Genomic DNA, 24694 nt, shown 5'->3' on the forward strand with positions numbered 1-24694 from the left:
AGCCCACCGTAGCCTGAGCCCCATGAAACGAACCGGCGTTCTCCTGCTCGCCGTTGCGCCGCTGCTGGCGGCGACCGCGTGTCTGTCCGTCGCGTCGGACGACTCCCGCGGCCCCGACGTCGGGCGGGTGGGGGCCGGCCCGCTGGACGCGGAGGTCACGCTCGCCGACCCGGCGAAGAAGGAGCTGGCCCAGCAGATCGTGGCGAGCGCCGAGAACGGGACGCTCGACTGGCGCAGTGCGTACGGCTATGTCGAGGACATCGGCGACGGGCAGGGCTACACGGCCGGCGTCATCGGTTTCTGCACGGGCACCCACGACCTGCTCACCCTCGTCGAGGACTACACGAGGAAGCACCCGGACAACGCTCTCGCGCCCTACCTGCCCGCGCTGCGCGAGGTCGACGGTACAGACTCGCACGAGGGGCTGGATCCGGGGTTCCCGGCGGCCTGGAAGCAGGAGTCGAAGGTCGCCGCCTTCCGCGACGCCCAGGACGAGAAGCGGGACGACGGCTACTTCGCACCGGCGCTGCGTCTCGCCGTCCGCGACGGGCTGGGCCTGCTGGGGCAGTTCGTCTACTACGACGCGATGGTCTACCACGGCCCGGGCAGCGACCGGTTCAGCCTGGGCGGGATCCGCGCCGCCGCCCTGCGCGCGGCCGCCAGTCCGGCGGAGGGCGGCGACGAGAAGGCGTATCTGAACGCGTTTCTCGACGCCCGCCGCACGGCGATGCTGACCAAGAGGCCCGGCGTGAACACCAGCCGCGTGGACACGGCCCAGCGGCGCTTCCTCGACGAGGGGAACCTCGACCTTCGTACACCGCTGGAGTGGAAGGTGTACGGGGACACGTACAAGGTGCCGTAGGGCCAAGCCTGTAAGCCGGTCCGGGACGCGCCGCGGCGCCCGCCGTTGTCCGGTCGGGGACTGTGGCGAGCGCCGTGGTTTGTTCGTTCCGTACGCCTTTGTACGGGACGTCTGTGGGGGCCTTTCGGCCCCGTCACCGTCAGACCATCAGGGAGCGGTCCGTCGGGCGGATCGGGGCCGGGAGGTCGCTCGCGCCCGTGAGGAAGCGGTCGACTCCGCGAGCGGCCGAGCGGCCCTCGGCGATGGCCCACACGATGAGCGACTGGCCGCGGCCGGCGTCACCGGCGACGTACACGCCGGGGACGTTGGTCTGGAAGTCGGCGTCGCGGGCGATGTTGCCTCGCTCGTCGAGGTCCAGGCCGAACTGGTCGACGAGGCCGTTGTCGCGGTCGGTGCCGGTGAAGCCCATGGCGAGGGTGACCAGCTGGGCGGGGATCCTGCGCTCCGTGCCCGGCTTCTGCGTCAGCTTGCCGTCGACGAACTCGACCTCGGTGAGGTGCAGCCACTGCACGTTGCCGTGCTCGTCGCCCTCGAAGTGGGTCGTCGAGACGGAGTAGACGCGCTCGCCGCCCTCCTCGTGCGCCGAGGTGACCTTGTAGAGCATCGGGAAGGTCGGCCAGGGCTGCCCCGGGTTCCGCTCCTCGCCCGGGCGGGGCATGATCTCCAGCTGCGTGACGGAGGCCGCGCCCTGGCGGTGGGCGGTGCCCACGCAGTCCGCGCCCGTGTCGCCGCCGCCGATGACCACGACGTGCTTGCCCTCGGCGGTGACCGGCGGGGCCACGAAGTCGCCCTCCTGCACCTTGTTCGCCAGGGGCAGGTACTCCATCGCCTGGTAGACGCCCTTGAGTTCCCGGCCGGGGACGGGAAGGTCACGGGCGGTCGTCGCACCGGCGGCGATCACGACGGCGTCGTACCGCTTGCGCAGGTCCGTCGCCTTGAGGTCGCGGCCGATCTCGATACCGGTACGGAAGCGGGTGCCCTCCGCGCGCATCTGCTCGATACGGCGGTTGATGTGCCGCTTCTCCATCTTGAACTCGGGGATGCCGTAGCGCAGGAGACCGCCGATACGGTCGGCGCGCTCGTACACCGCGACCGTGTGACCGGCCCGCGTCAGCTGCTGGGCGGCGGCGAGACCCGCCGGGCCCGAGCCGATGACCGCGACCGTCTTGCCGGAGAGGCGCTCCGGGGACTGGGGGGCGACATCGCCCGTCTCCCAGGCCTTGTCGATGATCGAGACCTCGACGTTCTTGATGGTGACCGCGGGCTGGTTGATGCCCAGCACACACGCCGACTCGCACGGAGCCGGGCACAGGCGGCCGGTGAACTCCGGGAAGTTGTTCGTGGCGTGGAGGCGCTCGGACGCCGACGTCCAGTCCTCGCGGTAGGCGTAGTCGTTCCACTCGGGGATCAGGTTCCCCAGCGGACAGCCGTTGTGGCAGAACGGGATACCGCAGTCCATGCAGCGGCCTGCCTGCTTGCTGATGATCGGCAGCAGGGAGCCGGGAACGTAGACCTCGTTCCAGTCCTTGAGACGGACGTCCACCGGGCGGGACTTGGCGACCTCGCGGCCGTGGTTCAGAAAGCCCTTGGGATCAGCCATTGGTCGCCGCCTCCATCATCTTCTCGGTGATCTCGGACTCGGTGAGTCCGGCTCGCTCGGCGGCGTCCTTGGCGGCGAGCACTGCCTTGTAGGTGCTGGGGATGATCTTGCTGAAGCGCTGCACCGCGACATCCCACTCGGCCAGGAGCTTCTCGGCGACCGTCGAGCCGCTCTCCTCCTGGTGCCGGCGCACGACATCGTGCAGCCACTGCTTGTCGGTGTCGTCGAGGGCCTCGACCGCGTCCACGTTGCCGACGTTGACGTTGTCGCGCTTCAGGTCGATGACGTACGCGACGCCGCCCGACATACCGGCCGCGAAGTTGCGGCCCGTCTCGCCGAGGACGACCGCGTGACCGCCGGTCATGTACTCGCAGCCGTGGTCGCCCACGCCCTCCGAGACCACCGTGGCGCCGGAGTTGCGGACACAGAACCGTTCGCCCGTACGACCGCGCAGGAACAGCTCGCCGCCGGTCGCGCCGTACGCGATGGTGTTGCCCGCGATCGTCGAGAACTCGGCGAGGTGGTCGGCGCCCCGGTCGGGACGGACGATCACCCGGCCGCCGGAGAGGCCCTTGCCGACGTAGTCGTTGGCGTCTCCTTCGAGGCGCAGCGTGACACCGCGCGGCAGGAAGGCGCCGAAGGACTGACCGGCGCTGCCGGTGAAGGTGATGTCGATGGTGTCGTCGGGCAGACCGGCGCCGCCGAACTTCTTCGTCACCTCGTGGCCGAGCATGGTGCCGACCGTGCGGTTGATGTTGCGGATGGCGACCTGGGCGCGGACCGGCTGGGCGTCGGTCGCGCTGTTCGCGGCGAGGGCGTCGGCGGCGAGCTTGATCAGCTCGTTGTCGAGCGCCTTCTCCAGGCCGTGGTCCTGCTCGATGACCTGGTGCAGCGGGGTGCCCTCGGGCAGCTCGGGCACGTAGAAGAGCGGGGACAGGTCCAGGCCCTGCGCCTTCCAGTGGGTGATCGCCCGCTCCACGTCGAGGGACTCGGCGTGGCCGACGGCCTCCTGGATGGTGCGGAAGCCCAGCTCGGCGAGGATCTCGCGGACCTCTTCGGCGATGAACTGGAAGAAGTTCACGACGTACTCGGCCTTGCCGGCGAACCGGTCGCGCAGCACCGGGTTCTGGGTGGCGATGCCGACCGGGCAGGTGTCGAGGTGGCAGACGCGCATCATGACGCAGCCGGAGACGACGAGCGGCGCGGTCGCGAAACCGAACTCCTCGGCGCCGAGCAGCGCGGCGATGACGACGTCACGACCGGTCTTGAGCTGGCCGTCGGTCTGCACGACGATGCGGTCGCGCAGGCCGTTGAGCAGCAGCGTCTGCTGGGTCTCGGCGAGGCCGAGCTCCCAGGGACCACCGGCGTGCTTGAGCGAGGTGAGCGGCGAGGCGCCCGTTCCGCCGTCGTGGCCGGAGATGAGGACGACGTCCGCGTGGGCCTTGGACACACCGGCGGCGACCGTGCCGACGCCGACCTCCGAGACCAGCTTCACGTGGATCCGCGCCTGCGGGTTCGCGTTCTTCAGGTCGTGGATGAGCTGGGCGAGGTCCTCGATGGAGTAGATGTCGTGGTGCGGCGGCGGCGAGATGAGGCCCACGCCGGGGGTGCTGTGCCGGGTCTTGGCGACCCACGGGTACACCTTGTGGCCGGGCAGCTGGCCGCCCTCGCCGGGCTTGGCGCCCTGAGCCATCTTGATCTGGATGTCGTCCGCGTTGACCAGGTACTCGCTGGTCACACCGAAGCGGCCGGAGGCGACCTGCTTGATGCTGGACCGGCGCGCCGGGTCGTACAGACGCTCGGGGTCCTCGCCGCCCTCACCGGTGTTGGACTTGGCGCCCAGCTGGTTCATGGCGATGGCGAGGGTCTCGTGCGCCTCCAGGGAGATGGAGCCGTACGACATGGCGCCGGTGGAGAACCGCTTGACGATCTCGCTGACCGGCTCGACCTCGTCGATGGAGATCGAGGGCCGGTCCGACTTGAAGCCGAAGAGCCCACGCAGCGTCATCAGCCGCTCGGACTGCTCGTTCACACGGTCCGTGTACTTCTTGAAGATGTCGTAGCGGCGGGTGCGCGTCGAGTGCTGGAGGCGGAAGACCGTCTCCGGGTCGAACAGGTGCGGCTCGCCCTCGCGGCGCCACTGGTACTCGCCGCCTATGTCGAGGGCGCGGTGCGCCGGGGCGATGCCGGAGGCGGGGTACGCCTTGGCGTGCCGGGCGGCGACCTCCTTGGCGATGACGTCGATGCCGACGCCACCGATCTTGGTGGCGGTGCCGTTGAAGTACTTCTCGACGAAGGCGGTGTCGAGACCGACTGCCTCGAAGACCTGGGCGCCCCGGTAGGAGGCGACGGTCGAGATGCCCATCTTGGACATGACCTTGAGGACGCCCTTGCCGAGCGCGTAGATCAGGTTGCGGATGGCCTGCTCGGGCTCGCTACCGGGCAGGAAGGTGCCGGCGCGGACCAGGTCCTCGACGGACTCCATCGCCAGGTACGGGTTCACCGCGGCGGCGCCGAACCCGATGAGCAGGGCGACGTGGTGGACCTCGCGGACGTCCCCGGCCTCGACCAGCAGGCCCACCTGGGTGCGCTGCTTGGTGCGGATGAGGTGGTGGTGGACGGCGGAGGTGAGCAGCAGCGACGGGATCGGCGCGTGCTCGGCGTCCGAGTGGCGGTCCGACAGGACGATGAGACGGGCGCCGTTGTCGATGGCCGCGTCGGCCTCGGCGCAGATCTCCTCGATGCGGGCGGCGAGGGAGTCGCCGCCGCCGCTGACCCGGTAGAGGCCGGAGAGGGTCGCGGCCTTCATGCCGGGCATGTCGCCGTCGGCGTTGATGTGGATGAGCTTGGCCAGCTCGTCGTTGTCGATCACCGGGAAGGGCAGGGTGACGCTACGACAGGAGGCTGCGGTCGGCTCCAGCAGGTTGCTGGCGGGGCCGAGGGAGGAGCGCAGGCTGGTGACCAGTTCCTCGCGGATGGCGTCCAGCGGCGGGTTGGTGACCTGCGCGAACAGCTGGGTGAAGTAGTCGAAGAGCAGTCGCGGACGCTCGCTCAGCGCGGCGATCGGCGAGTCGGTGCCCATGGAACCGAGCGGCTCGCCGCCGGTCTTGGCCATCGGCGCGATGATGACGCGCAGCTCTTCCTCGGTGTAGCCGAAGGTCTGCTGGCGGCGGGTGACCGAGGCGTGGGTGTGCACGATGTGCTCGCGCTCGGGCAGGTCGGAGAGCTCGATCTCGCCGGCCTCCAGCCACTCCGCGTACGGCTTCTCGGCGGCGAGGCCGGCCTTGATCTCGTCGTCCTCGATGATGCGGTGCTCGGCGGTGTCCACGAGGAACATGCGGCCGGGCTGGAGGCGGCCCTTGCGGACGACCCGCGCAGGGTCGATGTCGAGGACACCGACCTCGGAGCCGAGGACGACGAGACCCTCGTCGGTGACCCAGTAACGGCCGGGGCGCAGTCCGTTGCGGTCGAGGACCGCGCCGACCTGGACGCCGTCGGTGAAGGTGACACAGGCCGGGCCGTCCCAGGGCTCCATCATCGTGGAGTGGAACTGGTAGAAGGCGCGCTGCGCGGGATCCATCGTGCCGTGGTTCTCCCAGGCCTCCGGGATCATCATCAGCACGGAGTGCGGCAGCGAACGCCCACCGAGGTGGAGCAGTTCGAGCACCTCGTCGAAGGACGCCGAGTCGGAGGCGTCCGGCGTACAGATGGGGAAGACCCGCTCCAGCCCCTTGTCGCCGAACAGGTCGCTGACCAGCTGCGACTCCCGTGCGGCCATCCAGTTGCGGTTGCCCTTGACCGTGTTGATCTCGCCGTTGTGCGCGACGAAGCGGTACGGGTGGGCGAGCGGCCACGACGGGAAGGTGTTCGTGGAGAAGCGGGAGTGCACGAGCGCGATCGCGGAGGCGAAACGGCGGTCGGACAGGTCCGGGAAGAAGGGCTCCAGCTGGCCGGTGGTCAGCATGCCCTTGTAGACGATGGTCCGCGCGGAGAGCGAGGGGAAGTAGACGCCGACCTCGCGCTCGGCGCGCTTGCGCAGCGCGAAGGCCTTGCGGTCGAGGTCGATGCCCTTGGCGGGCACCGCGGCGCTGTCCGCGACGAAGATCTGCCGGAAGGCGGGCATCGTCGAGCGGGCGGTGGCACCGAGCAGTCCGGGGGCGACCGGTACGTCGCGCCAGCCGAGGACGGTCAGGCCCTCTTCGGCGGCGATCGTCTCGATACGTGAGACGGCCTCGGCGAGGGTCGGGTCGGCCTCCGTCGCCGTCTCCTCCGGGAGGAAGGCGATGCCGACCGCGTAGGAGCCGGCCTCGGGCAGCTCGAATCCGGCCACCTCACGGAAGAACGCGTCCGGGACCTGCGAGAGGATGCCGGCGCCGTCGCCGGAGTCGGGCTCAGAGCCGGTGGCACCGCGGTGCTCCAGGTTACGAAGAACCGTGAGCGCCTGCTCGACCAGCGCGTGGCTCGCCTCGCCGGTGAGGGTGGCCACGAAGCCGACGCCACAGGCGTCGTGCTCGTTGCGGGGGTCGTACATACCCTGCGCAGCAGGGCGAGCATCCATGAAGGACCACTTCTGGCCATTCTCGGAATGCTGGGACGGCTGGCGCGGCGTACGCATCGGCTCTCCCGTCGTCGTTGTGTGGCATATGCATTAAGCCGAGGGACGACGTTGGCCCTCTTGGAGTGCAAAATTTCACGCAGGTTACATGATGGGGCGATTCTCGGGAACTGGATATCGCGTACCAACATGCGGACACCGCAGTGCGCGGCGTGATGACCGCGCTGCGGTGGAAGTAATGGGGGGCGAAGCGGACAGATCAGTGTCCCTCGACCCATGGCGAGGAGAGCGTCGTCGCCCTCCCCGCAGGTGCGCCGCAGGCTTCATTGCCCACAGCGCTTACGGCTCATGCCCGGTGGTTAAGCGTTCGAAACCAGCGAGTAACGGCTACTTATGCGGCCCATCGCATAAGTGCACGATCTCCTATCCTACGGCCGCACCGAACAGGTTGCCCAGGGCGTACGTCACACCGGCCGCCGCGCCGCCCAGCGCGAGCTGCCGCAGGCCGCTGTACCACCAGCTCCGGGCGGTCACCCGGGCCACCACGGCCCCGCACGCGAAGAGCCCGACGAGCGCGACCAGCACGGCGGGCCACAGCGCGGACGCCCCCAGAAGATACGGGAGTACGGGCAGCAGCGCGCCCAGCGCGAACGCACCGAAGGAGGACACCGCGGCGACGGCGGGCGAGGGCAGATCACCTGGGTCGATACCCAGCTCCTCACGGGCGTGTATCTCCAGCGCCTGTTCGGGGTCGCGCGAGAGCTGCCGGGCCACTTCACGGGCGAGCTTCGGCTCGACGCCCCGGGATTCGTAGAGCTCGGCGAGCTCACGCTCCTCGTCCTTGGGGTGCTTCCTCAACTCCCGCCGCTCGACGGCGAGTTCGGCCTCGACGAGTTCGCGCTGCGAGGCGACGGAGGTGTACTCGCCCGCGGCCATGGAGAAGGCGCCGGCAGCGAGTCCGGCAAGGCCGGTGATGACGACGGTCTGCTGCGAGACCGCCCCGCCGGCGACACCGGTCATCAGGGCGAGGTTGGAGACGAGCCCGTCCATCGCCCCGAAAACGGCGGGGCGCAACCACCCTCCGGTGACATCCCGGTGGGTGTGGTTGTCGCGGTGCGCCTCGTGCAGCGCCGCCTCGGTCTCGATGATGGCCATGCCGTCCCTCAACTCGCTCGACTCCGAACCGGAATTAGACTGATTCCAGTTCTCGACAACGCTAAAAATACGCCCCGGATTCCCTTCCCGCCAGCAAGGAAAGGCTGACCTCACCTGCAGGTTCACGGCCTTCGCTCATCCGTGGGGGTGGTCGCACAAATGTCGACCGGGTGACGCTGGAGTGCCTGAGGCTCGCCCGAACCCCTGCGGTGGGACAGTTCCGAAAAGGGTTTCGCTCCCCCGCCAGGGAGCTCCCGGAACCCTCCGGAGGAGAGGCCGCGTATGGCATCGATCGCCTGCATTCCCTCGGTCCCGGCGCCCCAGGACGCCGCCCTGCTCCGCGACAGGGCATGTGGCGCCCTGCTCGGTCTGGCCGTGGGGGACGCGCTCGGCGCCCCCGCCGAGAACATGAAGCCCTCGGAGATCCGTGCCCGCTGGGGCCGCATCACCGGTTACGTGGCCGAGAACCCCGCCGGGACGGACGACACGGAGTACGCGATCTTCTCGGGCCTCCTCCTCGCCCGGCACGGCTCGGCCCTCACTCCGGCGCATGTGGAGGCGGCCTGGCACCACTGGATCGCCGACCTCGACGAGGGCCCCTTCCGCGGCGCCGGTTTCAGCGAACGCGGCACCCTGGAGAACCTGCGCCGGGGTCTCGCGGCCCCCATCTCGGCCCAGCACCGGCACGCCTGGAGCGACGGTCTCGCCATGCGGGCGGCTCCCTTCGGCGTCTTCGCGGCGGGCCGCCCGGTCGAGGCCGCCCGTCTGGTGGCGATCGACGGCTCGGTCAGCCACGACGGCGAGGGCATCTACGGTGGCCAGGCGGTGGCGGCGGGCGTGGCGGCGGCGATGGCAGGCGCGCCGACCATCGCCGTGGTGGCCTCCGCGCTGGCGGTGGTCCCCGACGACTCCTGGACGGCACGCTCCCTGCGCCGGGCGGTCGCGGTCGCCCACCGGGGCGAACGCGCGGTCCGCTCCGCGGTGGTGGTCGGCGGCTACCCCTGGACCGACCTGGCCCCCGAGGCGGTCGCCCTCGCCTTCGGCGCGTACGCAGCGGCCGACGGCGACTTCGAGGAATCGGTGCTGACAGCCGTCAACATGGGCCGCGACGCGGACACGACGGCAGCGGTGGCGGGCGCCCTGGCAGGCGCGACCCGGGGCGCGTCGGCCATCCCGCCCGAGTGGGCGGCGGCGATCGGCCCGGCCCGCGGCTCCTGCCTCCCCTCCATGGCGGGCCATCACATCCTCGACATCGCGGAACTGCTGACCCCGGGCGAGGGCGGCAAGTGGGGCGCCCAGCCGACACCGGACCGGACCGCGTACGTCCTGGCCCCGGACGACGCCGCGACACCCACACCGGAGGTACAGCCATGAGCCCAAGGCCGGGCATCTCAGCCCGTCCGGCGTTTGAGGACGAGGCCGTTCAGGCCGATGGGGGGTCTGGGGGCGCAGCCCCCAGGAACGGGATGGGACGGGTAGGGGCGGCGGGGGCGAAACACACCACCCGAACCAAAGCCGAGGTCCACCCATGAACGCCCACCGCATCGAGGGACTACTGCTCGGCCTAGCCGCAGGCGACGCCGCCGGCTGGCCCGCCGCCCGGCACCGGGCCGCCCGGATGCCCGAGTGGACCCGCCGCCTCACCCGCGAACTGGACACCTTCGCGGAGCAGAACGCGACCACCACCCTCCCCGTACCGATCGCCCTCAACCAGCCCCCCGAACCGCTCCGTCTGGGCCCCTCGGACGACGCGGAGTGGGCCGCCTTCACGGCCGAGGCCCTGCTGCGGGCCGGGGACGACGGGGTCCTGGGCGATCTGAGCCGGGAACGCCGGGCGCGAGCCGCCATCGACCTGTCCTGGAACGCGGTCGCCTGCGAGGTGGCGGCGGCCGCCGACCGCGCCCCCGAGGTCGAGTCCGCGGTGCTGCCACTGCGTGCCCGTATCTCCGTGCGGGCCGGCCTCGGCAACCTGGCCGCCGGTCTGCGCCCACCGGCCACCGGCCACGACAACCCGCACTACTTCGACGACGCGGCCTGCGTACGGGCCTGTGTGCTGGCGGTGGCCCACCCGGGCGACCCCCGACTCGCCGCCGAACTGGCCGAGTTCGACGCCCGCTACACCCAGGACGGCGACGGTGTCCACGGCGCCCGCGCGATGGCGGCGGCACTCTCACTGGCGCTGGTCGGCGAGGAGGTCGAGGCGTGTGTGACGGCGGCCCTGGCGGAGCTCCCGGAGTGCACCGAGATCGGCCGGAACGCCCGGCACGCGCTGAAGCTGGCACTGGACGCGGAGAGCGCGTTCGCCCTGGTCCCGCTCCTGGAGCACCAGATCGTCGACCACGTCTACAGCTACGGCATCGCCGCCGCCGAGACGGTTCCGGTCGCCCTCGCGCTGGCCACCGCGTCACGGGGCCGGATCGCCGAAGCGGTCCCGGCCGCCGCCTGTCTTTCGCGGGTCGCGGACTCGGCCCCGGCCCTCGCGGGCGCCCTCACCGGCGCGCTGGGCGGCGGCGCCACGATCCCGGCGGCCTGGCGGGACGCCTGCCGCACCCTCTCCGGCTGCGCCCTTCCCAGGCTCACCGGCACCGACCTCGTGGAACTCGCCGAACTGCTGGAAGCCACACAACGGGCCACCTCTGGAGGATGATTCGCGACATGACGCCCAAAAGACAAGAAAGCCGGGCCGTTGGTCTGGAAGAGCGGATCACCGGCGCCCTGGTCGGCGCGGCCGTCGGCGACGCCCTCGGGGGGCCCGTCGAGGGCTACACGCCCGAGCAGATCCTCGAACGCCACTCGGGCCGCGTCCACGGCATCGTCGGCCCCTGGAACGGGGACGCCTGGCGCACGGCCCGCCCGATCGCCCCGTACCACAAGGGCGACGGCCACGTCACCGACGACACCCTGATGACCCATGCGCTGGTACGGGTGTACGCCCAGGTCCGCGACCACCTGGACGCGTACGCGGTCGCCGACCACCTGGTCCCCGACCTGATGACCAACCCGCGCTGGATCCCGGAGCTGGAGGCCGAGGCACTCCCCCTGCAACGCGTATTCCTGGCGGAGAAGTGGCTGGTGGCCCGGCTCCACTACGGCCACGTCGACCCCCGCGAGGCAGGCGTGGGCAACATCGTCAACTGCGGTGCGGCGATGTACATGGCCCCGGTCGGCCTGGTCAACGCGGCCAACCCGGCGGGCGCGTACGCCGAGGCCGTCGAACTCGCGGGCGCCCACCAGTCCTCGTACGGCAGGGAGGCGGCGGCGGTCTTCGCGGCAGCGGTGGCGGCGGCGTGCGCCCCGGACGCGACCCCCGACTCGGTGATCGGCACCTGCCTCTCCCTGGCGAAGGACGGCACCCGGGCGGCGATCGAGACGGTGTGCCAAGTGGCCTCCCGCTACTCGGACTTCGAGTCGGCGCTGCGGCCCCTGCGGGAGGCGGTGACTCCCTACGACACGGTCGGCGCGGACTACCGCAGCCCGTCGCTGGGCGCCCGTCGTCCGTCCCGTCTCCACGCGATCGAGGAACTCCCGGTGGCACTGGGCATGTTGGTGGTGTCGGGCGGCGACTTCCGGCATGCGGTGCTGGGTTCGGTGAACTACGGCCGCGACTGCGACTCGATCGCCACGATGGCCGGGGCGCTCGCCGGCGCGCTGGGCTCCGAAGTGCCGTCCGACTGGGCGAAGACGGTCGCGGAGGCGAGCCGCCTCGACCTGTGGGAACCCGCCCGGACCCTGACCGAGGTGGCCCGGGAGATCTTCGACCGGGACGTGCGCCAACGCCGTTCCCACGAGAGGGCGTTCGCCCGGCTCAGGAGCGCGGGATGCTCCGACTGACCTGGGTCCAGCCGGAGGACCTGATCGGCCACGAGCTGCGCCAGGCGGCCCAGGACGGCCGAGAGCCCGGCAGGATCGCGGCCCGCTGGCGAGCGGCGGGCGGACCGGCGGCCCCGGCCGCCGCGGGCGCGTCGTCCGGTCCGGTCTCCCGATATCTGCGGCTGCTGGCCGAGGATCTGCTCGATGAACTGGCGGACCTGCCGAGCAGGTTGGCGGACGACGAACCGACGGACCTGCCCCGGATCCGCGCCCTGTGCCCCGACTGGCCCGCCCAACCCGCCCAACCCCAGCCGGTACCCACCCCGCGACGCCTGGAAGCCGCGTGGCTGGGCAGAGCGGCCGGCTGTCTCCTCGGCAAACCGGTGGAGAAACTCCCCCTCACCGCCATCCGCCAACTCGCCCGGTCCACCGGCAACTGGCCCCTGAACACCTGGTTCACCGCCAGAGGGGTCCCCGAGGAACTCGCCGCGGCCCACCCCTGGAACCGCCGGTCCGCGACAACCTCGCTCGCCGAGAACATCGACGGCATGCCCGAGGACGACGACCTCAACTACCCTCTGCTGGGAATCCTGTTGCTCCAACGCCACGGCCCGCGCTTCACCACCACGGACGTGGCACGACTCTGGCTGGACGAACTCCCCGCGGGCCGCACCTTCACGGCCGAGCGCATCGCCTACCGAAACCTCCTCTCCGGCCTGGAACCCCCACTCACCGCCCGCCACCGCAACCCGTTCCGCGAATGGATCGGCGCCCTCATCCGGGCCGACGTGCACGGCTGGACCAACCCCGGCGACCCGGCCGGCGCCGCCGAACAGGTGTACCGCGACGCCACCCTCACCCACACGGCGAACGGGGTCTACGCGGCGATGTTCACGGCGGCCACCATCGCCGCGGCCGCCACCGGCACCCACGACGTCCACACCTGCCTGCGCACCGGCCTGACAGTGGTCCCCCCACGCTCCCGCCTGGCCGAAGCCGTCCGCCACGGCATCCGACTGGCCCGGTCGCACCGTGACTTCACGACCGTCGTGGACGAACTGCACGCCACCCACGCGGCCACCCACCACTGGGTCCACGCGGTCCCCAACACCGCCCTGATCGCCGCCGCGCTCACCCACGCCGACGGCGACTTCACCGGCTCCATCTGCCGTGCCGTGTCCGGCGGCCTGGACACCGACTCCAACGGAGCGACCGCCGGCAGCGTCTCCGCCCTCCTCGCGGGCTCCCCCGCCGCCCTCCCCGACCGCTGGACCAGCCCCCTGAAGAACCGACTCGCCACCTCTGTCGCGGACTTCAACGGAACCGGCTTCGACACCCTCGCCCGACTGACCCACTCCCTCATCCACGCCCCCGGCGGCAAGAGCGCGGGCACCGACAGCGAGGCCCGGTACCCGTCATGAACACACCTCAGTCGAACGCACCGGAACGGATCGCACCCGCACCTCGCGCGACCTCTCCCGCCTCTCCCCTCGCTGGCCTCCGCGTCCTCGACCTGGCCACCCTGTTCGCCGGCCCGCTGGCCGCCACCATGCTCGGTGACTTCGGCGCGGAGGTGATCAAGATCGAGCATCCGGTGAAACCGGACCCGTCCCGGGGGCACGGCCCGTCCAAGGACGGCATCGGTCTCTGGTGGAAGCTGCTGGGCCGCAACAAGCGCACGATGACCCTCGACCTCTCCCGCCCCGGCGGCCGGACCACCCTCCTCCGGCTCGCCGCCACCGCCGATGTCGTCATCGAGAACTTCCGTCCGGGCACCCTGGAGAAGTGGGACCTGGGCTGGCCGGAGCTTTCCGCCGCCAACCCACGCCTGGTCCTCGCCCGGGTCACCGCCTTCGGCCAGTTCGGCCCGTACGCCCATCGCCCCGGCTTCGGCACCCTCGCCGAGGCGATGAGCGGCTTCGCCGCGATCACCGGCGAGCCGGACGCACCCCCGACGCTCCCGCCCTTCGGCCTCGCCGACTCGATCGCGGGCCTGGCCACGGCGTACGCCGTCATGACGGCACTGTCCGCGCGCGAGCGAACCGGCGAGGGCCAGGTCGTCGACATGGCGATCATCGAGCCGATCCTCACCGTCCTGGGCCCGCAACCGCTCTGGTACGACCAGTTGGGCCACGTCCAGCCGCGCACCGGCAACCGTTCGCAGAACAACGCCCCCCGCAACACCTACCGCACGGCTGACGGCACCTGGGTCGCCGTGTCGACGTCGGCCCAGTCGATCGCCGAGCGCGTGATGCGTCTGGTCGGCCGCCCCGAGCTGATCGACGAGCCCTGGTTCGCCACCGGCGCCGACCGGGCCCGCCACGCGGACGTCCTCGACGAGGCGGTCGGCGGGTGGATCGGCCGCCACTCCCACTCCGAGGTCGTCGCGGCCTTCGAGAAGGCGGAGGCGGCGGTGGCCCCGGTCCAGGACGTACGCGAGGTGATGACCGACCCGCAGTACCAGGCCCTCGACACCATCACCACGGTCGACGACCCCGAACTCGGACCGATCCGTATGCAGAACGTTCTCTTCCGCCTCTCGGCGACCCCCGGCGCGATCCGCTGGGCGGGCCGCCCACACGGCGCGGACACCGCGTCCGTCCTCACCGAACTGGGCCTGACCAACCGCGAGATCGACGCCCTGCGCACCGAGGGAGCCCTGTGAAGGACTATCCCCTGACCTGGCTCTACGTCCCCGGCGACCGCCCCGAGGTGGTGTCCAAGGCCCTTGCCTCCGGCGCCGACGTGGTCGTCGTCGACCTGGAGGACGCGGTCGCCCCCGACCGCAAGGAGTACGCCCGCGCGGCCACCGCCGAACGCCTCACCGACCCCCAGCCGGTCCCGGTCCATGTCCGGATCAACGCCCTGGACGGCCCGCTGGCCCCCCTCGACCTCCGGGCCGTCGAAGACCTCCCCGGCGTTTGTGGCCTACGGCTCCCGAAGGTGACCGCACCGAAGGACGTCGTAAGCGTGGCCACCCGCACATCCACGTCCGCGACAGCGACCGGGACCGCCGAGGCGGGGCCCCCGCTCCACGCCCTCCTCGAGACCGCCCTCGGTATCGAACACGCCTTCGCCATCGCGACCGCCCACCCGGCCCTGCGCGGCATCGCGCTCGGCGAGGCCGACCTACGGGCCGAACTGGGGGTACGTGGAGACGCGGGCCTGGACTGGTGCCGCTCGCGGGTCGTCGTGGCCGCACGGGCCGCCGGGCTCGCTCCACCGCCCCAGTCGGTCCACCCGGACACCCGGGACCTCGACACCCTGGCCGCGTCCTGCGCCCACGGCCGCGCCCTGGGCTTCCTGGGCCGGGCGGCCATCCACCCCCGCCAGCTCCCGGTGATCGAACGCGCCTACCTCCCCACTCCGGAGGAGATCGAGGACGCCGAGCGGATCGTCAAGGCGGCGGCGACGGACGAGGGCGCCCAGGCCCTCCCCGACGGCCGCTTCATCGACGCGGCCGTGGTGGCGGCAGCCCGCAGAACCCTGTCCCTGGCCGACCGCGACCGCCCCTGACCCGTGCAACGGGCGAGGGCGCCCCGGCCGAACCGGGGCGCCCTCGTCTCCGTACCGCCAACCCTCAACTCTTTTTGGTCGGCCCTGCTTCGGCCTTGTCCACGGACTCGGCCTCGCTCTCGCCCTCTTCCTCGGGCTTACCGTCGGTATCACCCTCGGCCTCGGCCTCGGCCTTCACCTCCGCCGACTCCACATCGTCCGCGTCACCCTTGACCGCATCCCCCGCCGAACCGTCGGAGGCATCCGGCTCGACGACCTCCTCGCGGCCCGGCCGCTTCTTCGCCGAGAGCACGAAGTAGACGACCGCGGCGATGAAGACGAAGATCGCGGTCCAGTTGTTGAGCCGCATGCCCAGGACGTGGTGGGCGTCGTCGACGCGCAGGTACTCGATCCAGAAGCGGCCCACGCAGTAGGTCGCGACGTACAGCGCGAACGCCCGTCCGTGCCCGAGCGTGAAGCGGCGGTCGGCCCAGATGACCAGCAGCGCGACACCGACGCACCACAGGGACTCGTACAGGAACGTCGGGTGGTAGTAGCCCGGGACCCGGCCGTCCGTCGAGGAGGTGATGTGCAGGGCCCAGGGGACGGTGGTCTCCCGGCCGTACAGCTCCTGGTTGAACCAGTTGCCCCACCGCCCGCAGGCCTGTGCGAGGGCGATACCGGGGGCGAGTGCGTCGGCCCACGCGGGCAGCGGGATGCCCCGCCGCCGGCAGCCGATCCACGCGCCCACCGCGCCGAGGGCGATCGCGCCCCAGATACCGAGGCCGCCCTCCCAGATCTTGAAGGCGTCCACCCAGTCGCGGCCCTCGCTGAAGTACAGCTCGTAGTCCGTGATCACGTGGTAGAGGCGGCCACCGACCAGACCGAAGGGCACGGCCCAGACCGCGATGTCGGCCACCGTGCCGGGTCGGCCACCGCGGGCGAGCCAGCGCTTGTTGCCGAGCCAGACCGCGACGAAGACACCGATGATGATGCAGAACGCGTAGCCGCGCAGCGGAATGAGCCCAAAGAGGTGATACACCCCGTGCGCCGGACTGGGAATGTAGGCGATATTCATAGCAGCCCCGACGCTACCTTGACGGACGCGGCAGATGTGAGCCGCCCCGGGCAACGGCTCCATAACGGGAGGTGCCCCGGGTTCCGCTCACGACACGGAACCCGGGGCGCCCGGGGAGCCCGACAACCCCCAGGCCCTACGCCTTGTCGGCGGCCTCGACCATCTGCTTCAGCTTCGCCGGGGTCATCGTCTGGTCCTGGTAGATGTTCTTCCCGTTGAGCAGCACGGTCGGCGTGCCGCCGAAACCGCCGCTCTGGAAGGCCTGGTTCGACTTCACCACCCAGCTGTTGTGCGTACCGTCCTCGACACACGTCCGGAACGTGGGTGTGTCGAGCCCGTCGACCTTGGCCGCCAGCTCGATGAGTGCGCCGTCCTTCGCGAAGGCGTCGTCGGTCTCGGGCGGCTGGTTCTCGTACAGCACGTCGTGGTACGGCTGGAACTTGCCGGCGTCCTGAGCGCAGGCGGCGGCGTTGGCCGCGTGGCGGGAGCCGCTGCCGCTCATGTTGCCGTCGATGATCGTCGCCAGGTGGTAATCCACCTTCAGCTTGCCCGCGGCCGTCAACTCATGAATGGTCGAGCGGTAGTTGGTCTCGAAGGACTGGCAGGCCGGACAGCGGAAGTCCTCCCACACCGTGAGAGACGACTTGGCGCTCTCCTCGCCCACGGGGATCGCGAGGCTGTCCTTGCCCTGCGCGCCCGAGGGCGCCACGACCGGGCCGGCGCTCTCGCTCTTGCTGTCCTTTCCGGTGTTCGCGGCGACGACACCGATCACCGCCGCCAGGCCGAGCACGCAGACGACACTGGCGCCCACGATCAACGCCCGCCGCCGCTTCTCCGCGGACTTCTGCTTCTCACGCTCGACCGCCAGCCGCTCGCGGGCGGTGCGCTTTCCGTCACGATTCTTCTCGCTCACACCCCGCAGAACGAACCGGGGAGACGCATTGCGCCTCCCCGGCCCCAGGTCCACCCGTTCGGGCGACCTGTGCGAAATGTCCTGCCCGCCTACGCCGTGCCGCGTACGCCCTTCGCGAGGTCGGCGGCGAGTTCCCGCACCGCCTCGACACCGGCCGCGTGGTCCGGCGCGTCGAGCATCCGCTTCACGAAGGCCGACCCGACGATCACCCCGTCGGCGAAGCCGGCGACCTCAGCGGCCTGCGCCGCGTCGGAGACGCCGAGTCCGACACAGACGGGCAGGTCGGTGCCGGCGCCACGAGTGCGCCGAACCAGATCCTCCGCCTGGGCGCCCACCGACGCCCTGGTCCCCGTGACACCCATGAGCGAGGCGGCGTACACGAACCCGCTGCCGGCCGCCGTGATCTCGGCGAGCCGCGCGTCCCTGCTGCTGGGCGCGACGACGAACACGGTGGCGAGGCCGTGCTTCTCGGCGTGCTCCCTCCACAGCGCCGACTCCTGCACGGGCAGGTCGGGCAGGATGCACCCCGCGCCGCCCGCCTCCGCGAGCTCGGCGGTGAAGCGCTCCACGCCGTAGCGGTCGATCGGGTTCCAGTACGTCATGACGAGCACCGGCTTCCCGGTGGCCTCGTACGCCTCCCGGACCGTGCGCATCACGTCCGCGATCTTGACCCCGCCGCGCAGGGCGATGTCGTCGGCGGTCTGGATGACGGGCCCGTCGAGCACCGGGTCGCTGTGCGGCAGCCCGACCTCGACGATGTCGGCACCGCCGTCGAACACGGCCTTGATGGCGTCGATCCCGCCGTCGACGGTCGGGAACCCGGCGGGGAGGTACGCGATGAGCGCGGCCCGGCCCTCGGCCCTGGCACCGGCGAGGGTGTCCGACAGCAGCTGGATGTTCCCGCTCACTTGGCGTCCCCCTCGATCTCGGCGGTGTCGGCCGCGTTCGCGGCGACCTCGGCGTCGGTGTCGTACAGGTCGAAGTACCGGGCGGCGGTGTCCATGTCCTTGTCGCCGCGCCCGGAGAGGTTGATGACGATCAGCCCGTCCTTGCCCAGCTCCTTGCCGACCTCGAGCGCCCCGGCCAGCGCGTGCGCGCTCTCGATGGCCGGAATGATGCCCTCGGTACGGGACAGCAGGCGCAGCGCCTGCATGGCGGCGTCGTCGGTGACCGCGCGGTACTCGGCGCGACCGCTGTCCTTGAGGTAGGAGTGCTCGGGCCCGATGCCCGGGTAGTCGAGTCCGGCGGAGATCGAGTAGGGCTCGGTGATCTGCCCCTCCTCGTCCTGCAGGACGTACGACCGCGAACCGTGCAGGATGCCGGGCTCACCGGCGGTGAGGGTGGCGGCGTGCTCACCGGTCTCGACACCGTGTCCGGCGGGCTCGCACCCGATGAGCCGGACGTCGGCGTCGGGGATGAAGGCGTGGAAGAGCCCGATGGCGTTGGACCCGCCGCCCACACAGGCGACGGCGGCGTCGGGCAGCCGCCCGGCCCGCTCCAGGATCTGCCTCCGGGCCTCGACACCGATCACCCGGTGGAAGTCGCGCACCATGGCGGGGAAGGGGTGCGGGCCGGCCACGGTCCCGAACAGGTAGTGCGTGCGGTCCACGTTGGCGACCCAGTCGCGGAACGCCTCGTTGATGGCGTCCTTGAGGGTGCGCGACCCGGACTTCACGGCGATGACCTCAGCGCCGAGCATGCGCATCCGGGCGACGTTGAGCGCCTGGCGCTGGGTGTCGATCTCGCCCATGTAGATGGTGCATTCGAGCCCGAACAGGGCACAGGCGGTCGCGGTGGCTACCCCGTGCTGACCGGCCCCGGTCTCGGCGATGACCCGGGTCTTGCCCATCCTCCTGGTGAGGAGGGCCTGCCCGAGCACGTTGTTGATCTTGTGGGACCCGGTGTGGTTCAGGTCCTCCCGCTTGAGGAAGACCCGGGCGCCACCGGCGTGCTCGGCGAACCGGGGCACCTCGGTGAGAGAGCTGGGCCGCCCGGTGTAGTGGACGAGCAGATCGTCGAGCTCACGGGCGAACTCCGGGTCGGACTTCGCCTTGTCGTACTCGACGGCGACCTCGTCCACGGCGGCGACGAGCGCCTCCGGAATGAACTTGCCGCCAAAGGCACCGAAGTACCCGTCGACGCTGGGAACCTGACCGACCGGATCAGGAATGAAGAACTCACTGGACATACGACTACCTCACAGGGGCAACGCGATGCCCCGGCATTCGAGCTGGACAGGGGAAACGGGAGAGGGACGCGCCCCACAGGGGCGCGGGGAACTGCGCGACCAGCCACAACGAACCCGCGGTCGAAAACGCACCCCTCGCGAAGCGCAAAGCCAGGGCGCAGCCCGAAATCAGACGGACCGCACCCTACTGCCGAGCCCCGCAGGGCCATCGCATCCCGTTGACCTGTCCAGGCTCATCCCCGATGACATACCGGACCCGCCGCCCGTGCACGCGCCGCGCAGGCGCCCGGCAGCCACGGGGACGGCAGCCGCGCGCGAGGCGGGCGTACCGGTCCATGGGGGTCAGGGTGAGTGTCATCGGGGCCAACTCTAGCGGGAGATCAGCCGCGCCCGTGCCGCAGCGCGGGGTGCTCCCCCGCCGCCACCAGGTCGGACACCGCCGACCTGGGATCGCGCCCGGTGACCAGGGACTCTCCGACCAGCACCGCGTCGGCGCCCGCGTTGGCGTACGCGATCAGATCGTGCGGGCCGCGGACACCGGACTCGGCGATCTTGACGATGCTGTCGGGGATCTCGGGGGCGACTCGCTCGAACGTGGTGCGGTCGACCTCCAGGGTCTTCAGGTTGCGCGCGTTGACACCGATGATCCGGGCCCCCGCGTCCACCGCCCGCTCGACCTCGTCCTCGTCGTGCACCTCGACGAGCGGGGTGAGTCCGATGGACTCGGCGCGCTCGATGAGGGACTCCAGGGCCGACTGGTCGAGGGCGGAGACGATCAGCAGGGCCAGATCGGCCCCGTACGCCCGCGCCTCCCACAGCTGGTAGGACGTCACGATGAAGTCCTTGCGCAGCACCGGGATGTCCACCTGGGCGCGCACCGCCTCCAGGTCCGCGAGCGAGCCGCCGAAGCGACGCTGTTCGGTGAGGACGGAGATGACCGCGGCGCCACCCGCCTCGTAGTCCGACGCGAGGCCCGCCGGGTCGGCGATGGCCGCCAGCGCGCCCTTGGAGGGGCTGGACCGCTTGACCTCGCAGATGACCTTGACGCCCTCGCCGCGCAGTGCGGCGACCCCGTCCTTGGCCGCGGGAGCCTTCGCCGCGCGCTCCTTGAGCTCGTCGAGGCTGACGCGCGCCTGCCGCTCCGCGAGGTCGGCACGGACTCCGTCGATGATCTCGTCGAGCACACTCACGCGAGCGGCCCCCTTTCAGACGGTAGGCGATTGGCTGTTCAAGCCATTCACACCACAGAAGCTGCACAAACTGTCAAAGCTGGTCAGTCCGATGGTATCCGGAGGAGGGCGTGGCCCTCACATCCGGTTGACACCGGTCCCACTACCTGGACATCCACCATTTGATCAAGGGTGGAGCCAGCCACCGAACGGCAGGTTCCGGACAACCGTGAAGACCAGCAGCAATGCTCCAAGACTCCAAAGCCGCACCGGCCCGAGGTCGATCCGCAACGGGCGTCCGCGCGCCGCGTGGACCACCCAGACGGTCCACAGGACGGCGAAGGCCACGTACCCCGCCACGGCGAGCGCGTTGGCCCCGAGAGCCGTCACCAGGTCTCCGTGGACGAAGGCGTAGGCGCTGCGCAGACCGCCGCAGCCGGGGCAGTACACGCCGGTCAGACGCAGGAGCGGGCAGACGGGGTAGTGGCCGGGTTCGTTGGGGTCGACCGTCCCGACGTAGGCGAAGGCCCCGACGACGGCCGCCAGCACCCCGGCGGGCACGGCCACCCGGCCCAGGACGGCGCCGGCGCCCGCCGACACGTCTTGTTGCGCCCGTTCGGTGTTCACCCCACGCATTCTGCCCCCTGCGACGCGTACACGCGCGAAGGGCGGCTCCGGCACTTTCGCCGGGCCGCCCCTGCCGGTCCGAAAACCGGTCCCCTACGGGGTTCAGCTCTCGGCACCCGCCGGTTCGCCCGCGACCTTGTGGCCCTGGCGGCCCTGGGTGGTGGGCTTCTGCTTGCCGAGGCCCATCGCGGCCATGATCCAGCCGACGACACCGCCGAGGACCACGACCACCATGCCGGCCCAGAAGCCCACCGGCTGGGCCATCACCATGAAGGCACCCGATACGCAGAAACCGATGATGGTGATGGTGACGCCGGTCCAGGCGGCCAAAGTGTGACCGTGGCTGTTGCCCGCCATGACTTGCTCCTCGTTGCTGAGTTGCTGGTTGTTGAATGCAGTTGCATGCAGTACGTGGTGAGCCGGACGCTCGTCGCCCATTGTCACGCACGCGCACGCGTGGGGGACGCCCGGGGTCAACACAGCGAGTCGCCCAGGAGGGCTGGGGCAGCCCTACGCCCCGGTCGGGTCCTCGCCCCGGTCGAGGGCCTTCCAGATCTCCTCGGGCCGCTCGGGGTCCACTGCCGCCGCCCGGCGGCGCGGACGCGGGGCGCCGCCGCGCTCGTACCGTCCGGACATGGCGGGCCACAGACGGCCGTAGCGCAGGGCGAGGAGTCCGGCGAGGAGGATCAGCGCGCCGCCGACGGCGGCCGCGTACGGCCAGGCGGTGTGGCTGAGGGTGCTCACTGTGGCCGCGGTGTCGCCGGTGGCCCGCGCGGCCTTCTCGTCGAGGGCTGAGCTGTCGGAGGCGCCGAGGACTGCGGCGGCGATCGTGCCGGCGCCGGACAGTGCGAGCAGTCCGGCGACCAGGAGACGGCCGGAGCGGCGGACGGCGAAGACGGCGACGAGCGCGGCGAGGCCCACTATGGCGAGGGCGGCGGGCACGCCCGTGACATCGCTGCCGCTGGCGGTCAGGGGGAAGGCGCCGCCGGCGACGGTCGCGGTGCCCTCCGACCATCGCTGGCGGGTGGCTAGCAGCGCGACAGCCGCGCCGAGCGCGCCGGCCAGCAGGGCGACGGCGAGGCTGAGGCGGCCGGCCCGGCCGGGAAGGGCCGCCTCGGAACGGGGGGAAGGTACTGGTACGGCAGTCACGTACCCCACTATGTCCTGAACCCCGGGCGCGGCGTCACCCGGGGCTCACGTGAGAAGCACCCCATTCGCCGCCTCGTTCACCACCCCGTTCGTCGCCCGCTCCGTCCTCTCCTTCGGCGGCTCGTCGGAAAACGCCCTATTGTCCGAGGCGGTTCGCCGTGTGGACCGCGCGCAGGACCGCCGCCGCCTTGTTGCGGCACTCGTTGTCCTCCGCGACCGGGTCGGAGTCCGCGACGACGCCGGCGCCCGCCTGGACGTACGCCGTGCCGTCACGCAGCAGGGCCGTGCGGATGGCGATGGCGGTGTCGGAGTCACCGGCGAAGTCGAGGTAGCCGACGGCGCCGCCGTACAACCCCCGCCTGGACGGCTCCAGTTCGTCGATGATCTGCATCGCGCGCGGCTTGGGCGCTCCGGAGAGCGTGCCGGCCGGGAAACAGGCCGTCAGGACGTCGAACGCGGTGCGCCCCGCCGCCACGCGGCCGGTGACGGTCGAGACGATGTGCATGACGTGCGAGTACCGCTCGACGGACATGAAGTCGACGACCTCGACGGAGCCGGGCTCGCAGACCCGGCCGAGGTCGTTGCGCCCGAGGTCGACGAGCATGAGGTGCTCGGCGCGTTCCTTGGGGTCGGCGAGCAGTTCGTCGGCGAGGGCCTGGTCCTCCTGCGGGGTCGCCCCGCGGTGCCGGGTGCCGGCGATGGGGTGGACCATCGCGCGTCCGTCCTCGACCTTGACGAGGGCCTCGGGGGACGAGCCGACGACGTCGAACCCGTCGAATCGGAACAGGTACATGTACGGGGACGGGTTGGTGGCCCGCAGGACCCGGTAGACGTCGAGCGCGCTTGCCGTGCACGGTGTCTCGAAGCGCTGGGAGGGGACCACCTGGAAGGCCTCCCCGGCCCGGATGCGCTCCTTGATGTCGTCGACGGCCCGCTGGTAGTCGGGGCCGCCCCACAGGGCCGTGTACTCGGGGAGCTCGGAGGGCGGCAGCGCGGCGGGGGGCTGGGCCACCGCGCGCGAGAGGTCGGCCTGCATGGCGTCGAGGCGGGCCACGGCGTCGGCGTGCGCCTCGTCGACTCCCGTGTCGAGGTCGTTGTGGTTGATCGCGTTGGCGATCAGCAGGACCGAGCCCTCCCAGTGGTCCATGACGGCCAGGTCGCTGGTGAGCAGCATGGTCAGCTCGGGCAGTCCGAGGTCGTCGCGCTCGCCGGGGCCGATCTTCTCCAGACGGCGCACGATGTCGTACCCGAGGTAGCCGACCATGCCGCCGGTGAAGGGCGGCAGGCCCTCCTCGTGGGGCGTGTGGAGGGTCTCGATGGTGGCCCGGAGGGCGGCGAGCGGGTCGCCGTCCGTGGGCACGCCGACGGGCGGGGTGCCCAGCCAGTGGGCCTGGCCGTCGTGGGCCGTGAGGGTGGCGCTGGAGCGGACGCCGACGAAGGAGTAGCGGGACCAGGACCGACCGTTCTCCGCGGACTCCAGCAGGAAGGTGCCGGGGCGCTCGGCGGCGAGCTTGCGGTAGAGCGCGACCGGGGTGTCGCCGTCGGCGAGGAGCTTGCGGGTGACGGGGATGACGCGCCGGTCGGTGGCCAGCTTGCGGAAGGTCTCGAGGTCCATGGCGGCTGACCTTACTGACCCTGTGGCAGTGCGCCGGAATCGGCGTCGCCGAACGACACGTCGAGCAGGACGTCGGCGTCGAAACAGTTGCGCGCGCCGGTGTGGCAGGCGGCGCCGACCTGGTCGACCTTGACGAGCACGGTGTCGGCGTCGCAGTCGAGGGCGACGGACTTCACGTGCTGGAAGTGGCCGGAGGTGTCGCCCTTGACCCAGTACTCCTGACGGCTGCGCGACCAGTAGGTGCAGCGGCCCGTGGTCAGGGTGCGGTGCAGCGCCTCGTCGTCCATCCAGCCGAGCATGAGCACCTCACCGGTGTCGTACTGCTGGGCGACTGCGGGGACGAGCCCGTCGGGGCCGCGCTTGAGGCGCGCGGCGATCTCCGGGGCCAGGGGGCTGGGGGCGCCGGTCGTGCTGGGCGGGGGCGTGCTGCTGGTCATGGGGCCATTGTGCCGCGCCCCACTGACACTCCCGCCGGTAT

At 71.3% G+C, this 24694-nt stretch carries 20 protein-coding genes and 1 pseudogene; 7 read left to right on the plus strand and 14 right to left on the minus strand.

Annotation, left to right across the window (positions count from 1 at the left end):
• The first annotated feature begins 22 nt into the window (after positions 1-22).
• The gene (locus PV734_RS32905) at positions 23-862 is read left to right on the plus strand and encodes a chitosanase (protein ID WP_319093623.1); all 840 of its coding nucleotides are present in this window, start codon (positions 23-25) and stop codon (positions 860-862) included.
• A gap of 139 nt (positions 863-1001) precedes the next feature.
• Here PV734_RS32905 and PV734_RS32910 read toward each other — a convergent pair whose 3' ends face one another.
• The 3 genes from PV734_RS32910 to PV734_RS32920 all read right to left on the minus strand — a co-directional run bounded on the left by PV734_RS32910 (position 1002) and on the right by PV734_RS32920 (position 8172).
• A complete protein-coding gene (locus PV734_RS32910) occupies positions 1002-2462 on the minus strand; it encodes a glutamate synthase subunit beta (protein ID WP_319093621.1) in 1461 nt (486 codons plus the stop codon).
• On the minus strand, positions 2455-7077 hold the full coding sequence (gene gltB / locus PV734_RS32915; RefSeq protein WP_319293310.1) for a glutamate synthase large subunit: 4623 nt from the start codon (positions 7075-7077) through the stop codon (positions 2455-2457). The genes PV734_RS32910 and gltB overlap by 8 nt, the downstream gene beginning before the upstream one ends.
• 363 nt (positions 7078-7440) lie before the next feature.
• The gene (locus PV734_RS32920; RefSeq protein ID WP_319093619.1) at positions 7441-8172 is read right to left on the minus strand and encodes a VIT1/CCC1 transporter family protein; all 732 of its coding nucleotides are present in this window, start codon (positions 8170-8172) and stop codon (positions 7441-7443) included.
• Between the two features lie 282 nt (positions 8173-8454).
• Here PV734_RS32920 and PV734_RS32925 point away from each other — a divergent pair, with 282 nt between their 5' ends.
• From PV734_RS32925 to PV734_RS32950, 6 genes and pseudogenes are all read left to right on the plus strand, one after another.
• The gene (locus tag PV734_RS32925; protein WP_319093617.1) at positions 8455-9546 is read left to right on the plus strand and encodes an ADP-ribosylglycohydrolase family protein; all 1092 of its coding nucleotides are present in this window, start codon (positions 8455-8457) and stop codon (positions 9544-9546) included.
• Between the two features lie 94 nt (positions 9547-9640).
• A pseudogene (locus tag PV734_RS32930) lies at positions 9641-10819 on the plus strand (ADP-ribosylglycohydrolase family protein); the annotation flags it as partial.
• 8 nt (positions 10820-10827) lie between these two features.
• Positions 10828-12003 (plus strand): ADP-ribosylglycohydrolase family protein, encoded by a 1176-nt coding sequence (locus tag PV734_RS32935; protein ID WP_319293314.1) that lies wholly within the window; start codon positions 10828-10830, stop codon positions 12001-12003.
• A complete protein-coding gene (locus tag PV734_RS32940) occupies positions 11991-13403 on the plus strand; it encodes an ADP-ribosylglycohydrolase family protein (protein WP_319293316.1) in 1413 nt (470 codons plus the stop codon). The genes PV734_RS32935 and PV734_RS32940 overlap by 13 nt, the downstream gene beginning before the upstream one ends.
• Positions 13400-14647, plus strand: a complete 1248-nt coding sequence (locus tag PV734_RS32945; RefSeq protein ID WP_319293317.1) for a CoA transferase — start codon at positions 13400-13402, stop codon at positions 14645-14647. The genes PV734_RS32940 and PV734_RS32945 overlap by 4 nt, the downstream gene beginning before the upstream one ends.
• Complete coding sequence (locus tag PV734_RS32950; RefSeq protein WP_319093612.1) at positions 14644-15498, plus strand: CoA ester lyase; 855 nt, start codon at positions 14644-14646, stop codon at positions 15496-15498. The genes PV734_RS32945 and PV734_RS32950 overlap by 4 nt, the downstream gene beginning before the upstream one ends.
• Positions 15499-15562: 64 nt before the next feature.
• Here PV734_RS32950 and lgt read toward each other — a convergent pair whose 3' ends face one another.
• The 11 genes from lgt to hisI form a co-directional block, all read right to left on the minus strand.
• Entirely contained in the window at positions 15563-16555 is a 993-nt protein-coding gene (lgt, locus tag PV734_RS32955) for a prolipoprotein diacylglyceryl transferase (RefSeq protein WP_319293319.1), read from the minus strand.
• A 136-nt stretch (positions 16556-16691) separates the two neighbouring features.
• Positions 16692-17468, minus strand: coding sequence for a DsbA family protein (locus PV734_RS32960; protein ID WP_319293321.1), 777 nt, complete (start codon positions 17466-17468; stop codon positions 16692-16694).
• Positions 17469-17557: 89 nt separating this feature from the next.
• A complete protein-coding gene (trpA, locus tag PV734_RS32965) occupies positions 17558-18376 on the minus strand; it encodes a tryptophan synthase subunit alpha (protein ID WP_319093609.1) in 819 nt (272 codons plus the stop codon).
• Positions 18373-19656: a tryptophan synthase subunit beta gene (trpB, locus tag PV734_RS32970; RefSeq protein ID WP_319293323.1), complete on the minus strand. Its 1284-nt coding sequence runs from the start codon at positions 19654-19656 to the stop codon at positions 18373-18375. The genes trpA and trpB overlap by 4 nt, the downstream gene beginning before the upstream one ends.
• A 184-nt stretch (positions 19657-19840) precedes the next feature.
• Positions 19841-20014, minus strand: a complete 174-nt coding sequence (trpM, locus tag PV734_RS45930) for a tryptophan biosynthesis modulator TrpM (RefSeq protein ID WP_415924305.1) — start codon at positions 20012-20014, stop codon at positions 19841-19843.
• A 22-nt stretch (positions 20015-20036) separates the two neighbouring features.
• A complete protein-coding gene (trpC, locus tag PV734_RS32975; protein ID WP_319093607.1) occupies positions 20037-20846 on the minus strand; it encodes an indole-3-glycerol phosphate synthase TrpC in 810 nt (269 codons plus the stop codon).
• A 165-nt stretch (positions 20847-21011) separates the two neighbouring features.
• A complete protein-coding gene (locus PV734_RS32980) occupies positions 21012-21461 on the minus strand; it encodes a DUF2752 domain-containing protein (protein ID WP_319093606.1) in 450 nt (149 codons plus the stop codon).
• Positions 21462-21554: 93 nt separating this feature from the next.
• Complete coding sequence (locus tag PV734_RS32985; protein ID WP_319093605.1) at positions 21555-21809, minus strand: HGxxPAAW family protein; 255 nt, start codon at positions 21807-21809, stop codon at positions 21555-21557.
• 153 nt (positions 21810-21962) lie between these two features.
• Positions 21963-22610, minus strand: coding sequence for a TIGR02234 family membrane protein (locus tag PV734_RS32990; RefSeq protein ID WP_319093604.1), 648 nt, complete (start codon positions 22608-22610; stop codon positions 21963-21965).
• A 127-nt stretch (positions 22611-22737) separates the two neighbouring features.
• Positions 22738-24216, minus strand: coding sequence for an anthranilate synthase component I (locus PV734_RS32995; protein WP_319093603.1), 1479 nt, complete (start codon positions 24214-24216; stop codon positions 22738-22740).
• A gap of 11 nt (positions 24217-24227) precedes the next feature.
• Entirely contained in the window at positions 24228-24653 is a 426-nt protein-coding gene (gene hisI / locus PV734_RS33000) for a phosphoribosyl-AMP cyclohydrolase (RefSeq protein WP_319093602.1), read from the minus strand.
• Positions 24654-24694: the final 41 nt, after the last annotated feature.

This window comes from Streptomyces sp. AK08-02, assembly GCF_033795085.1.
GTDB classification, from domain to species: Bacteria; Actinomycetota; Actinomycetes; order Streptomycetales; family Streptomycetaceae; genus Streptomyces; species Streptomyces echiniscabiei.

What these genes read in the sequence shown, in the direction of transcription:
- PV734_RS32905 (WP_319093623.1), top strand. Translation starts at nt 23, where the DNA reads ATGAAACGAACCGGCGTTCTCCTGCTCGCCGTTGCGCCGCTGCTGGCG.
- PV734_RS32910 (WP_319093621.1), bottom strand. Translation starts at nt 2,462, where the DNA reads ATGGCTGATCCCAAGGGCTTTCTGAACCACGGCCGCGAGGTCGCCAAG.
- gltB (WP_319293310.1), bottom strand. Translation starts at nt 7,077, where the DNA reads ATGCGTACGCCGCGCCAGCCGTCCCAGCATTCCGAGAATGGCCAGAAG.
- PV734_RS32920 (WP_319093619.1), bottom strand. Translation starts at nt 8,172, where the DNA reads ATGGCCATCATCGAGACCGAGGCGGCGCTGCACGAGGCGCACCGCGAC.
- PV734_RS32925 (WP_319093617.1), top strand. Translation starts at nt 8,455, where the DNA reads ATGGCATCGATCGCCTGCATTCCCTCGGTCCCGGCGCCCCAGGACGCC.
- PV734_RS32935 (WP_319293314.1), top strand. Translation starts at nt 10,828, where the DNA reads ATGACGCCCAAAAGACAAGAAAGCCGGGCCGTTGGTCTGGAAGAGCGG.
- PV734_RS32940 (WP_319293316.1), top strand. Translation starts at nt 11,991, where the DNA reads ATGCTCCGACTGACCTGGGTCCAGCCGGAGGACCTGATCGGCCACGAG.
- PV734_RS32945 (WP_319293317.1), top strand. Translation starts at nt 13,400, where the DNA reads ATGAACACACCTCAGTCGAACGCACCGGAACGGATCGCACCCGCACCT.
- lgt (WP_319293319.1), bottom strand. Translation starts at nt 16,555, where the DNA reads ATGAATATCGCCTACATTCCCAGTCCGGCGCACGGGGTGTATCACCTC.
- trpB (WP_319293323.1), bottom strand. Translation starts at nt 19,656, where the DNA reads ATGTCCAGTGAGTTCTTCATTCCTGATCCGGTCGGTCAGGTTCCCAGC.
- trpM (WP_415924305.1), bottom strand. Translation starts at nt 20,014, where the DNA reads ATGACACTCACCCTGACCCCCATGGACCGGTACGCCCGCCTCGCGCGC.
- PV734_RS32980 (WP_319093606.1), bottom strand. Translation starts at nt 21,461, where the DNA reads ATGCGTGGGGTGAACACCGAACGGGCGCAACAAGACGTGTCGGCGGGC.
- PV734_RS32985 (WP_319093605.1), bottom strand. Translation starts at nt 21,809, where the DNA reads ATGGCGGGCAACAGCCACGGTCACACTTTGGCCGCCTGGACCGGCGTC.
- PV734_RS32995 (WP_319093603.1), bottom strand. Translation starts at nt 24,216, where the DNA reads ATGGACCTCGAGACCTTCCGCAAGCTGGCCACCGACCGGCGCGTCATC.
- hisI (WP_319093602.1), bottom strand. Translation starts at nt 24,653, where the DNA reads ATGACCAGCAGCACGCCCCCGCCCAGCACGACCGGCGCCCCCAGCCCC.